Genomic DNA, 12,762 nt, shown 5'->3' on the forward strand with positions numbered 1-12,762 from the left:
ACCACGCTCGGGCGGGGCGGATGGTTCATCGGATCGGGTGGCCTCGAGCGCCGGCCGGGCCGGATTTTGCTCGGCAGGTGTCGATGAACCGCGTGACCGCCCCCGGCGTGGTCACGGCGACGGGTCCGGTGGGCGGGTCCGCGGTGGCCGACGGGAGTGGGCGTGGTCGACTTCGCGCTGGACTACAGCACGCTGAGCGAGGCCAAGAAGGATCTGTACGACCTGGCCGATCGCATCTCGCCGACGCTCAAGTCCAGCGACTTCGCGACCCTCGGCAAGGGCGGCTACACCGACGCCCAGGCGGTGTTCGGCGACCCGACGCTGACCAGTGCGTTCCGCAGCCTGTACCGGCTGTCCGCGGGCCCGATGACCCGCGCCGAGGACCTGCTCAAGAAGCTCGGCGACTGCTTCGGCAAGGTCGGCGACGCCTACTTCAACGCCGACGCGCAGATCACCGAGGGCATGGGCGTGATGGGCGCGACGATGGGCCTGGAGGAGTGGCGCAACAAGGTCAGCGCCTGGAAGTACAAGCAGGAGCACCTCTCCGAATGCGCCACGCCCGGCCCGGACGGCACCTACCCGGAGTTCTGCAAGGCCACCGACCCCGGCGACAAACCGCCCCTCGACCAGGTGATCACCACGCCCAACGGCGGCCGGATCGAGACCCACCTGACCCTGGACGCGAACGGCAATGTGATCAAGGAGGAGACCAAGGTCACCTCCAACGGCCAGACCTACACGTCGGTGACCACCTACGACTCGGACCGGTTGAACTACACCACCGTGTCCACCGCCGCCGACGGCAGCGTGACCACCACCGAGACGCACCTGAACAAGGAGGGCGGCGGCACGCAGAAGGTGGTCGACTCCGAGGGCAAGACACACACCTACACGCGGACCGACGGCAAACACGAGTGGGTGGACACCACGCCCCCACCGCCGGAGAAGCCCGCTCCCCCGGGCGGCGGCGGCGGTGGTGGCGGCGGGCACAACCCGCGCCTCGAGTGAGCCCCACCCCGTTTCACGTTCCGCCGGTTACATCCCGAACCCCCGCAGCACCCGATGTGGTTCCGCCGCACCCCCGCGGCGGGCCCGAGCTTCCCTGGAGGAACCCATGGCCGACATTGCCCTCGACTTCGCCCGGATCGACGAGGTGGCCGGCAAGCTCACCAAGGCGCGGGAGACGATCACGCCGATGATCAAGACCCTGCTCACCGACGTGAACGGCCTCCTGGACAACGGCATGGTCTTCAAGGAGTCGAGCCCGGCCATGCGCGACGCGTACGCGAAGTTCGACACCAGCCTGACCGCGGCCATCGACGGCATCCAGATCTTCTCCGACATGTTCGCCAAGATCCGGGTCCAGATGCACGACATGGACGTCGAGATGGCGAAGAACCTGAAGAAGAACTGACCGCGCCGCAACGCCGTTCGGGCCGCCTCCCCAACCGGGGAGGCGGCCCGAACTCGTGTGCCGCGTACGGTGATTCGGTCCCCTACTGGGCCGGACGCAACACCGTCAACGGGACCTGTACCTGCATCGGCACCCCGCCCGGACCCGCCGTCCAGCCGCGCCCGGGAGCCGGCGGCGCCGCCCGCACCACGCTGGCCGGCAGCCGGATGCCGACCATGTCGCCCTCCTGCATGTTCTTCGGCGCGAGCAGGATCCCGTGCCGACTGCCGCGCCGCGCCGCGCTGAGCCAACTGCCCATCGCCACCTGGAAGGCGTCGTAGGAACCCGCGTACAGCAGCCCCTGGCCGCGGTCCCGACCGGCGATCGCCAGATCCCGCAACACCCGGTCGCACGCGGGCATCCCGAGCAGATCGCCGTCGTCGACCACCACCACCCGCGGCCCGGACAACTCGTCCAAGGTGCGCTCGACCTCCTCGGCCGAGGGGTCCTCGTCGGTCAACAGCCGGGCCTGGGGATGTTGCGCCAGGGCGCGCAGCGGCGATTCGCGCGGGGAGAGTACGACCAGCGATGTGCCGCCGGCGAGCAGCGACACGGCGAGCGAGGCGAGCGTGGTGCTGCGCCCGGTGCCCGAGGGGCCGATCACGCAGAACACCGACCTGGCCGCGAAATCCACCCCGACCGGCTCCGCGCTGTCCCCGCCGATGCCGAGCAATCCCCACATCGGGCGCCGTAGTTCGGCCGGCACCTGCTCGTAGGCCGCGGCGAACTCCACGACGCGTGGCAGGGTCGGGATGCGCACGGGCTGTCGGCCGCGCGTCACCCCGGTATCGCGACGGGCCGCCTCGGCGCCGATCCGGCGCAGCGCCTCGGCCTGTTCCTGCCCGCTGGGATCCGCCGCGAGCAGCGCGATCTGCGTCTCGGTCTGGGACAGTACATGCCACCCGCGCCCGGGCGGGATCACCGCGGGCACCTTGCGCAGCGGCATGCCGACCATCTGGTAGTCGGTCCGGTCGGCTTGGCGCAGCAGCAGCTTGTGGTCGTTGTGCGCGGCCAACCGGCCGCTGAGCAGCGCTCGTTCGGAGGTGGCCACGAGATGGATCCCGGCCGCCGCGCCCTCGCGCAGCAGGCGCATCACGTCGTCCACGAGCCGGCCGCCGTCGTGCTCGTCGAGCAGTCCGACCAGCGCGTCCCAGCCGTCGAGCAGGACGATGATGTGCGCGGGCCGCTCGGCCGCCGGGAGCACCCTGCGCAACTCCACCAGACCGGCCGCGTTGTGCATGCTGCACCGCTCCTGACGTTCGGTCAGCTCGCGGACCAGGCGGCCGAGCAGCCGGCCGAGGCGTTCCGGGTCGTGCCGCGAGACCACCGCGCCACAGTGCGGCAGCGCCTCCAGGGCGGCCAGGCCGCCGCCGCCCGCGTCGATCCCGTACAGGTGTACATCGGCCGAACTCGTGTGCGCCGCCGCGGCACCGGCGATGGTGCGCAACACCTGGGTGCGGCCCGAGCGCGGTGAGCCGATGATGTACAGGTGGCCGAACGTGGCCAGGTCGACCGTGGTCACCCGCTGCTCCTGGAGCTGCGGGACGTCCTCCAGGGCGTAGGGGATCAGCGGTGGGGAGGTCTCGTGCGGGGCCGGGTCGGGCCGGTCGACGGGTGGCAGGTCGTCCAGTCGCACCCGTTCGGCGAGCGCGGGCAGCCATGGGCTGGGTTGGCGGGTGTAGTCCGGGAGCGCCTCGGCCGCCTCGCGCAGCGCGTCGACCAGCGCGTTGAGATCGGTCGGGTTGGGCGCGTCCACGGTGTCCGGGCCGTCCTCGACCACCGGGAGCGACGCGGGTCGGCCCAGGCCGGTCAGGGTCAGTTCGGTGGCCCGCACGGTGCGGGTCGGGCCGGCCTTGACGCCGCCGGGGATGGGGCGTTCGGCGCCGACCCAGGCGGCCTGGAACGGTACGGCGGCGTTCGGACCGGTACGGATCAGCGCGCGGCCCGGGGTGCTCGCCGAGATGTGTACGGCCTCGGCGGTGTCGATGATGTCCTGGCTCTCGCCGCTGTCGGTCACCCGCAGGGCGATCCGCAGGTTGGTGTTGGCCCGGATGTCGCCGGTGACCACGCCGGCCGGGCGCTGGGTGGCCAGCACCAGATGGATCCCGAGCGATCGGCCGCGCTGCGCGATGTTGATCAACCCCGCCACGAAGTCCGGGACTTCGCGGACCAGGGTGGCGAACTCGTCGATCACCAGGATCAGTCGGGGCAGCGGGGCAAGGCTCGGATCGGCGGCCCGCTTGCCCCGGTATTCGGGGTGGTCCTTGGCCCCGACCCCGGCCAACAGGTGTTCGCGGCGCCGCAGTTCCGCGCCGAGCGAGTCGAGCGCCCGGGTGGCGAGGTGTTCGTCCAGGTCGGTGACCATGCCGAGGGTGTGCGGGAGTTCGGCGCACTCGCTGAACGCGCTGCCGCCCTTGTAGTCGACCAGTACGAAGGTCAGCTCGTCCGGGCGGTTGGCCACCGCGAGCGCCGCGACGAAGCTCTGCAGCAGTTCGGACTTGCCGGACCCGGTGGTGCCCGCGATCAGGCCGTGCGGACCGTCGCGGACCAGGTCGATGCGCAGCGGGCCGTCGTACCCGGTGCCCAGGGTGAAGCTGGTCGAGGCCGGGCGGCGGGCCCAACGGGCCAGGAACTGCTCGGCCTTCGGCGGTTCGGCGTCGAGCAGGCCGAGCAGCTTGACGGTCTGCGGCAGGCCGCTGTCGTGTTCGGGGCTGACGTCGCGCAGCGGGGCCAGGGCGCGGGCCACCTGTTCGCACCAGGGCGCGTCCACATGGTCGGCACGTACGTCGGTGACGTCGGGCAGGCCGGTCTGGCGCACCGTCAGATGGCGGCCGGCGGCAAGTACGACGGCGGTGCACTCCTCGGGCAGGAGCCGCTCGCGTTCGTCCAGACATATGCTGAACACCCGGGTGGCCGGGCCGTCGGTGAGCACCTGGATCATCCCGGGCACCTCGCGCAACTGCCGGGCGCCGTCGGCGATCACCAGGATGTCCGGGCCGCTGAACATGGCCTGGCCCATCGACGAGCCCAGGCTGCGCTGCCGGCTCTGGATCTGCGCGACCAGTTCGGAGATGCGGTTGGCGGTGGACTCGGGGTCGGTGCCGAGCAGTGCGACCGGCGCGGCCGAGCGGGACTGCGGGCGCAGATGCGGCAACCAGCGCACCCAGGCCCAGTCGGCCACCCGGTCGGGTCGGGTCAGCACCACGACGCGCAGATCACGCGGGCTGTGCAGGACGGCGGACTGGAGCACCAGCCAGCGGGCCAGGGCCTGGATCGGCTCGGGCGGACCGGCCACGCCGAGCACGCCGTGATCGGCGATCTCGATGCCGATCGGGGTGTCCGGCAGGGTCCAGCGCGCGGTGCGGTGGTGCTCGTCCCGGGCCGGGTCCTCGACCTCCTTGACCGACGGCTGGTCCACCGTGCCGATCCGCAACACCAGGTGGTCCGGGTCGCGCCGGCGGCGTTCCCACAACCGGGCGCCCGGGCCGGTGGCGATCAGCGCGACGGCGGCCGGGTCGGGGCCGACCCGGGCGCGGACGATGCGCTCGCGGCGGACCGCGGTGCGAATGTCGGCGTGCAGGACGCGCAACCGGCGGCGGTACTGGACGCCGTCGAGCATGTGCTTGACCCGATTGCCGCGACGGCCGGAGATCCAGTTCGCGATGGCCATGAACGGGCTCATGATGCAGAAGATCAGATAGAAGTACGACTTGAAGAAGCCGACCATCGCCAGGCCCATCACCAGCGGGGCGATCATCACCAGGAGCGGGAACGGCAACCGGGACGGCTCGACCGGCGGCGAGGGCAGCCGCATCTTCTCCGCGTCCAGATGCGGGGCGATCCGCGGCGGGCGGTTGTAGTCCAGGCCGATGCCGTCCTCGGAGGGAGTGACGTCGGCGTCGGGCTCGACGGGGTGCGACAGGCGGAGCAGCAGGGGGCCCACGACGAGGTCGGCGTCGTGCGGCCACGCGGTGCCGGGGGGTGCGGGAGTGCGCAAAACCGGTTGCTGCGGTGGAGCGTTCTCGGTGCTTCCGGCGTTCCTGGCGTTTCTGGCGTTTCTGGTGATCTTCGCGCTTTCCCGTTCGACCCTGCGGTCCGCCTCGCGCTCGTCCTCGAGAACCCGCTCCTCGTGCTTGCGTGGGAGGGCCGCGGCGGCGGTGATCGCGTCGGTGGGCGGCGGGGCGACCTCACGGCCGTGCACCGTGCCGTCGTCGGGGACGGTGCGGTGCCAGTAGGCCGAGCCGTCGGGGTTGACCGTCACCCACAGGCCGCGGGCCGGTACACCGGACACCGGCAGTCGGATCGCGCAGCCCGGGTCGGCGCCGATCTCGTGACTGCCCGGGCCCAGCGGCCAGACCCGGCCGGTGTACGGGCCGGACACGGCGTGTACCTGGACCAGGGTCTGCGGGTCGAACGGGTGTCGGGGGGCGCGGACCAGATCCGGTTCGGCGGGCGGCGCGCCCAGGCCGAGCACGGTGGCCTCGCGAATCCCGGACACGGTCAGCGGGGCCTGCGGGTCGAGCGGGGTGGCACCGGCGTACAGGGTCTGCCCGGTCGCGGGCGCCTCGCCGTCCAGGAACGCGGTCAACTCGGCGACCGGCGCGGCTTCGGGGCCGGTGCCGGGCGCGACCGGGCGGCGCACGGCGGTCGCGAGGTCGGCCACGGTGCTCCCGGGCGGGAGGTCCACGAGGTGGTCCCGGCGTAGGCCGTCCTCGGCGTCCACGGTGGTGACGGTGAGTCTCACGTTGTCGTGCTCCTGGGGGTGGGGGACGGTGGGGCGCGCCGAGCCGGGGGCCAACCGGGCGGCCCCGGGCGGGAGTTCGGCAAACGCCGGGCGGGCCGTGGGGCGGCTCGTCCGGCGTTGTGGCGTGGTGGGTTACGCGTCGATGGAGATGCCGCTCGGCTTGTCGGTGTCGGCGGGCTCGGTGAGGTCGTCGTGCGGGACCGGGACCGGGACCGGGACCGGGGCCGGCGTCGGTGCTGCCGCGGCGGTGGGCCGGGTCGGGGCCGGGTCGAGGTCCGGGTCCGCGGCGGCCGGGGCCTGCGTCGGCAGTTGCGCGTCCTCGGTGGGCCAGGGCGGGAGTTGCCAGACCGTCGCGGCGACCGCGCGCGGGAGGGGGCGGGCGTCCACGCGCAGCGGCGTGCCGTGCACGAGCAGCGCACCGGTCGGCGACACCGCCAAGAGCCGGGCATGGCCCCGTGGTTGACCGAGCGTCAGCACCGACACGGGGGAGGCGGCCGGGACTTCGGGGGTGTCCGCACAGGCCACGACCTGCGGGTAGCGGCGGGTCGCGGCGGCGGTGCCGGCCCGCGCGAATGCCTCGCCCGCCGGCGGACCGGCATAGCGCGGATGCACGCCCGCCGCGACGGTGACCGCGCCGGCCGGCAACCTGGCGTCGAGTTGGGCGGCCAACGCCTGCACCGTGGCCCGCGCGCCACGCCGCTCGCCGGACACCGCCAGCACTCGCGGACCGGTCAACAGGTCGAGAAATACGACCGCTTCGTGCTTCGTGCCGATCGCCACCAGGAGCGGTGCCGGCCCCGAACCGGGCTCCAGATCGGCCCGGGCGATCCACCACAACCGCGGATCCGCCTCGTCCACGGCCCAGGGCTCGGCCGGGGTGGGCAGATCCGGGCCGCAGCCGACCAACACGCCCACCACGTCCCGCTCGACGAGCACGCCGTACGGCCGCGCGCTCGCCGACACCTGCGCCGCGAGCAGCGCGGCCTGCTCGGCGTCGGTCCAGGTGCTCGGCTCGCGCAAGGCCCGGACCAGCAACCGGCGGCGTCGCCGAAACCGCGCGAACGCCGCCACCGGCTCGGCGAACGCAGCCACCGTCAAGGCCAGTTCACGTCGCAACCGACGACGGACGAACCGCCAACCGCCACGCCGCATCGCGGCCCAGTGCGCCAGGGCGAAGACGAGGATCAGGATCCCCGTATAGCCGAGCAGGGTCATCACATCGTGTCCGGCGACCCGCATGGCGAGGTCCTCGGAGCCGGTCATCCGTTCTCCTCGATCGCGGCCGGCTCGCGCCGGATCGCCGCGATCCCGTGGTAGGTACGGGACTTGACCGTCCCGCGCGGTATTCCCAGGGCGCGCGCGACGTCCGCGCCGCTGCGGTCGAGCAGATGCACCTGGGCGAGTGCCTCGCGGTGCGGCGGGGCGAGCGCGCGCAACGCGCCCACCAGTACACAACGATCCACCACCGTGGCCGCCGGATCGGGCACCGTCGGCAGGCCGACGAACTCGCTCGGATCGATGCCCACCGGCAGTGAGCGGTTGCGCCGTCGGGCGTCCACGGCCAGGTTGCGGGCCACCCGGAACAACCACATCCGGATCGGCCGGCCGTCCCAGTCGAGCCGATCCGCCGCTTCCCAGGCCCGCAACAGGGTTTCCTGGACCACGTCTTCGACGGTGTGCAGATCCGTGCCCAGGATCCCGCTCACGTATCTGCGCAGCGGCGCGCTCTCCGCCATCAGCAGGTCGATCCGCCGTTCGCATTCGGGGGTCTCCCGGCCAGGCGACACGAAACACTGCTCCTCGGAAAGTTGGCCGGTGTCATTTCCACCGGTCAAGATCACGATAAGGAGCCGGAAATACCCGGGGCGGGACGGAATATGAACAGTCGGCGATCATCTGGCGGCCCTGCGGTGTCAGCACCTGTCCCGGGCCGTGGCGACGAAGTGGTGAATCCGCAAAGACGGTTCGGTTCAGCCAGCGGCGGGTTCGCGGCGGGCGTCGTCGTAGCGCTCGCGCGCTCGGTCCACCTCGGGGATGTGCTCCTCGGCCCAGGACTTGATGGCGCGCATCAGCGGCAACAGGCTTTCCCCCAGCGGGGTCAGCGCGTAGTCGACGCGGACCGGGACGGACGGGGTGACCGTGCGGGTGACCAGGCCGTCGCGTTCGAGGGTGCGCAGGGTCTGGGTGAGCATCTTCTGGCTCACCCCGGCGACCCGGCGGGACAGGTCGCTGTAGCGCTGCGGACCGTCGGCCAGCGCGTTGACGAGCAGGCTGACCCATTTGTCGCTCAGGCCGTCGAGCAGCCGGCGGGCCGGGCAGTCGGCCATGTACGCGTCGAACGCGGTGCGGGCCTGGGTACGGCGTTCGGCCGCGGTGCGAGTTGCCATGGCTCTCCTTCGGGTCCGATACACACTCCGGGGTACGTACTTACCAAGAGAGAGTAACTCTTCGTAGGTTGGCGGTCGAGGGGCCGGAGCGCCGGCCTGCGGATACGAAAGTGTGGGAGTGGTGTCATGCGTGCGGTGATCGCCCGAGCGGGGTCGTCGGTGATCGAGGTGGTGACCGCGGCCGACCGCGAGCCGGGGCCGGGGCAACTGCGGATCCGGGTCGCGGCGGCGACGGTGAATCCGGTGGATCTGCTGGTGGCCGGCGGTGGGCCGGTGCGGTTCGGACTGGTGGGCGCCCGCGAGGTGTTCGGCCTGGGGTGGGACGTCGCGGGCGAGGTGGCCGGGGTCGGCGCGGGGGTCGTCGGGTTCGCGGTCGGCGACGCGGTGCTCGGGCTGCGCGACCGGTTGGACGTACGCACCGGTGCGCTGGCCGAGTTCGTGGTCCTGGACGCGGACGCGGTGGCGCCGCGGCCGGCCGGCCTGGACCCGGTCGCGGCGGCGACGATCCCGCTGAACGCGCTGACGGCACGTCAGGGGCTGGACCTGGTGGGGTTGTCGGCGGGGTCGACGCTGGTGGTGACCGGGGCGGCGGGGGCGGTCGGGGCGTACGCGGTCGAACTCGCGGCGGCAGCGGGGGTCCGGGTGGCCGCCGTCGCGGGTGAAGCGGACGAGGCGCTGCTTCGCGACCTGGGCGCGCGGTGGTTCGTACCGCGTGGCGCGGATCTGGCGGACCGGATCCGCGAGGAGATCCCGGGCGGCGCGGATGCCGCCTTCGACACGGCGATGCTCGGCCCCGACGCCCTGGACGCGGTCCGCGGCGGCGGCGACTTCGTGGCGGTCAACGCCGGCGCGGCGCCCCCCGGCCTGCGCGGCATCCGGGTACAACACGTCTGGGTCCGCGCGAACGGCCCCCAACTGGCCGAACTCGCCGAACTGGCCGCAACGGGCGAGCTGACCCTACGAGTCGCCGAAACACACCCGTTGTCCGCCGCCGGCCGGGCCTTCGCCCGAGCGGAGGCGGGCGGACTCCGCGGCCGAGTGGTGCTGGTCCCGTAGGGCGCGTCGGGTTGCTCGTCGGGGCTTGGAGACACGCCCTGGGCCCGCCCCGGATCGGGAAAGGCAACGGGCGCCTCGGCCGACGGTTCGGCGAGGCGCCCGGAGTGGCGTGGGGGGTCAGGGGGTGCGGGCGTGCGGGGGCCGCGGGGCGTGGACCTGCTCCTCCCAGGGCTGGCGTGGGGGGCCGGCGTGGATGGCCTCGTCGATTTCGAGCAGGGATTCGCTGTGGCGTTCGCGCTCGAATGCCTCCGCGCCGCCGCGGACGCCGAACAGGCGCTTGGCGACGATGATGTAGACCACCGCGAGGATGTTCAGGGCGAGCGTGACCACCTTGAACGGGCTCACGTGCTCGCGCATTTCGTAGCCCTCGAGCGGCAGGAACGCCGCGGTGGCGACCACCGTCAGGTATTCCGCCCAGCGCTTGAGCAGCCACAACCCGACCGCCTCGACGATCTCGATGATCGCGTAGGCGACCATCCCGATCGCGACCCAGATCAGCGTCGAGCGCTTGTAGTCGAACGTCTTGCGGATCGAGTCCACGATCGGCGAGTGTTCGAGGTCGTAGTGGAAGTGGTCGGCCGCCGGCTTGAACGCGGACAGGTCGTCCTCGAACAACCGCCGCATCGAGTCCTGCGAGTTGCTGAACCGCCAGACCGCGTATGCGACCAGCAGGATCAGCACGCCGCGCGCGGCCCGCTCGATGGACAGGAAGCGCAGGATCAATACGTCGCGCAACGCGCGACCGCGCATTACCGTCGGTGCGTCGCCGGCCGGGCCGCGGCCCTTGACCTCGCCGAGCACATAGTCGCCGCAGCGGAGGCAGCGCCACGCCTCGCCGACCGGCGTGGTCGCGTGCAGCCGGTCACGCAACGCGGGTTCGTCGGGGGCGTACGTCTCATGTCCGCGCCGAGCGCAGGTCCGTCGATTCCAGTCCACGCCGAGAAGTTACGGCTCGCGGGTGTTGCTACGTCCAGGATTTCACCGGGTTACTACCAAGGATTGGTCATGGAAGCGTGAAATGACGGCGCGCGACCCGCGTCACCGCGCGCCGTTGCCGGCCAGGACGGTGTCCAGAAAAGCCGCCCACTGGCGGATGATCGCCCGCCGGCGGGTCACGTCCTCGGCGAGCAGATCGCTGATGCCCAGCCCGCGGGCCATGTCCAGGGTCGCGGCCATCGCCCCCGGCACCCCGGGCAGGTCGACGTCGGCGTCGAACAGGTCCACCGCCATGTCGTACAGCGCGGCCTTGATCCGGTGATCCACCGGATCGACCTCGGCGCGCAGTGTGTCGTCCTCCACGGCGGCCAACCACAGGCTGAGCGCGGCGCGGTAGAGCTTGCTGTGGAACATCGTCACCAGCGCGTCGACCACCGCCTCGGTGTGCTCGGGGCCGGGCGGGATCCGGGCGCTGTCCAACCGGGTGCGGGCGAACAGTTCCCCGGCCATGTGGTCGATCGCGGCCGTGAACAGGTCCTCGCGGGTGGGGAAATGGTGCTGCACGGCACCTCGGGACACGCCCGCGCGTTCGGCCACCACGGTCACGGTGCCGGCGACCCACCCCACCTCGGCGAGCACTTCGACCGCGGTGTCCAGGAGTTTGAGGCGCGTGGCCCGACTGCGATGCTGGCGCGGTTCGCGTACTGGTGCGCTGGTCACGGGTGTCAGCCTAGCCCGACGAACGCCACGCACCCGCGCCATGTGTGGCGAAGTGCTCCGTCCGGGGACGAACATGCACCCGAGTGCGCGGCGCCGTCGATGCTTGACACCGATGGGCCCGGAGGGTCGAATGTCTTTAGCGAACGTTCAGTAACCTTGCCGGAGCCCTGCCGGTGGGACGGTCCCGGAAGTCGCGGGGCGGGGGCGCGGTGGGCGCGGTGTGCCGGTTCCGCCGGCCTTCGCGGCACTCGAAGGAGACGAAACCCAATGACCACAGCCGTCGTCGTGGACGCCGTACGCACCGCCTCCGGCAAGGGCAAGCCGGGCGGCGCGCTGTCCGCCACCCACCCGGTCGACCTGCTCGCCCACACGCTGCGCGCCCTGGTCGAGCGCAACGGGCTGGATCCGGCCCTGGTCGAGGACGTGATCGCGGGTTGCGTGGGGCAGGCCGGCGACCAGTCGCTCAACATCGCGCGCAACGCGGTACTGGCCGCCGGATTCCCGGAGAGCGTGCCGGCGACGACGGTGGACCGGCAGTGCGGATCCAGCCAGCAGGCCACGCACTTCGCCGCGCAGGGGGTGATCGCCGGCGCGTACGACATCGTGATCTCGGCCGGCGTCGAGTCGATGAGCCGGGTGCCGATGGGCTTCGCGTCGAGGGGCGGGAACCCGTTCGGCGAACTCCTGGGCAAGCGTTACCCCGAGGGGTTGATCCCGCAGGGCTATTCGGCCGAGTTGATCGCGGCCCGGTGGCACCTGGACCGGGAGACGCTCGACCGGTTCTCCGCCCGCTCGCACCGACTCGCCGCGGCGGCCGCGGCGGCGGGCGCCTTCGATCGGGAGATCGTGCCGATCGTGGTGGAGGGCGGCGAACACCGGGTGGACGAGACGGTACGGCCGACCACCTCGGAGGAGGGACTGGCCGGGCTCAAGCCCGCGTTCGTCGACGAGGGCATGGGCGCGCGCTTCCCGGAGATCGACTGGCGGATCACGCCGGGCAACTCGTCGCCGCTCACCGATGGCGCGTCCGCCGCGCTGATCATGAGCGAGGAGCGGGCGAACGCGCTCGGGCTGACCCCGCGGGCCCGGTTCCACGCGTTCGCGGTCACCGGCGACGACCCGCTGCTGATGCTGACCGGGATCATCCCGGCCACCCGCAAGGTGCTCGAGCGGGGCGGGCTGACGATCGACGACATCGACGCGTTCGAGGTCAACGAGGCATTCGCGCCGGTGCCGTTGGCCTGGGCGGCGGAGCTGGGCGCGGACCCGGAGAAGGTGAACCGGCGGGGTGGGGCGATCGCGATCGGGCACCCGTTGGGGGCATCGGGCGGGCGGTTGTTGAGCACGCTGCTCGGCGTGCTGGAGTCCACCGGTGGGCGGTACGGGTTGCAGACGATGTGCGAGGGCGGCGGGATGGCCAATGCGATGATCATCGAACGCCTTTGAGTTCTTTGTGGTTCCTTTCT

At 72.2% G+C, this 12,762-nt stretch carries 10 protein-coding genes; 4 read left to right on the top strand and 6 right to left on the bottom strand.

The genetic code is table 11. The features are described 5' to 3' along the window. The first annotated feature begins 162 nt into the window (after positions 1-162). Both ABIA38_RS37070 and ABIA38_RS37075 read left to right on the top strand, forming a co-directional pair. Positions 163-1,008: a hypothetical protein gene (locus ABIA38_RS37070; RefSeq protein ID WP_424643368.1), complete on the top strand. Its 846-nt coding sequence runs from the start codon at positions 163-165 to the stop codon at positions 1,006-1,008. A gap of 106 nt (positions 1,009-1,114) precedes the next feature. After that, a complete protein-coding gene (locus ABIA38_RS37075; RefSeq protein ID WP_424643369.1) occupies positions 1,115-1,414 on the top strand; it encodes a hypothetical protein in 300 nt (99 codons plus the stop codon). An 82-nt stretch (positions 1,415-1,496) separates the two neighbouring features. On the opposite strand, the gene ABIA38_RS37080 is transcribed toward ABIA38_RS37075, so the two are convergent. From ABIA38_RS37080 to ABIA38_RS37095, 4 genes are all read right to left on the bottom strand, one after another. Next, complete coding sequence (locus ABIA38_RS37080; RefSeq protein ID WP_424643370.1) at positions 1,497-6,197, bottom strand: FtsK/SpoIIIE domain-containing protein; 4,701 nt, start codon at positions 6,195-6,197, stop codon at positions 1,497-1,499. 132 nt (positions 6,198-6,329) lie between these two features. After that, positions 6,330-7,460: a hypothetical protein gene (locus ABIA38_RS37085; protein ID WP_424643371.1), complete on the bottom strand. Its 1,131-nt coding sequence runs from the start codon at positions 7,458-7,460 to the stop codon at positions 6,330-6,332. Further along, complete coding sequence (locus ABIA38_RS37090; protein ID WP_424643372.1) at positions 7,457-7,984, bottom strand: sigma-70 family RNA polymerase sigma factor; 528 nt, start codon at positions 7,982-7,984, stop codon at positions 7,457-7,459. The genes ABIA38_RS37085 and ABIA38_RS37090 overlap by 4 nt, the downstream gene beginning before the upstream one ends. 183 nt (positions 7,985-8,167) lie before the next feature. Then, positions 8,168-8,584 carry a winged helix-turn-helix transcriptional regulator gene (locus ABIA38_RS37095; RefSeq protein ID WP_424643373.1) on the bottom strand — a complete coding sequence of 139 codons (417 nt, stop codon included), beginning with the start codon at positions 8,582-8,584 and terminating at the stop codon, positions 8,168-8,170. A gap of 126 nt (positions 8,585-8,710) precedes the next feature. Here ABIA38_RS37095 and ABIA38_RS37100 point away from each other — a divergent pair, with 126 nt between their 5' ends. Further along, positions 8,711-9,640, top strand: a complete 930-nt coding sequence (locus ABIA38_RS37100) for a zinc-binding dehydrogenase (protein WP_424643374.1) — start codon at positions 8,711-8,713, stop codon at positions 9,638-9,640. A 117-nt stretch (positions 9,641-9,757) separates the two neighbouring features. Here the strand turns inward: ABIA38_RS37100 and ABIA38_RS37105 are convergent, their stop codons facing one another. Further along, the gene (locus tag ABIA38_RS37105) at positions 9,758-10,576 is read right to left on the bottom strand and encodes a DUF2127 domain-containing protein (protein ID WP_424643375.1); all 819 of its coding nucleotides are present in this window, start codon (positions 10,574-10,576) and stop codon (positions 9,758-9,760) included. Between the two features lie 102 nt (positions 10,577-10,678). Further along, complete coding sequence (locus tag ABIA38_RS37110) at positions 10,679-11,296, bottom strand: TetR/AcrR family transcriptional regulator (protein ID WP_424643376.1); 618 nt, start codon at positions 11,294-11,296, stop codon at positions 10,679-10,681. Between the two features lie 267 nt (positions 11,297-11,563). On the opposite strand from ABIA38_RS37110, the gene ABIA38_RS37115 reads away from it, so the two are divergent. After that, positions 11,564-12,742 (top strand): thiolase family protein, encoded by a 1,179-nt coding sequence (locus tag ABIA38_RS37115; RefSeq protein ID WP_424643377.1) that lies wholly within the window; start codon positions 11,564-11,566, stop codon positions 12,740-12,742. Positions 12,743-12,762 lie beyond the last annotated feature (20 nt).

This window comes from Embleya sp. AB8, assembly GCF_049739465.1.
In the GTDB taxonomy this organism is placed as follows: domain Bacteria; phylum Actinomycetota; class Actinomycetes; order Streptomycetales; family Streptomycetaceae; genus Embleya.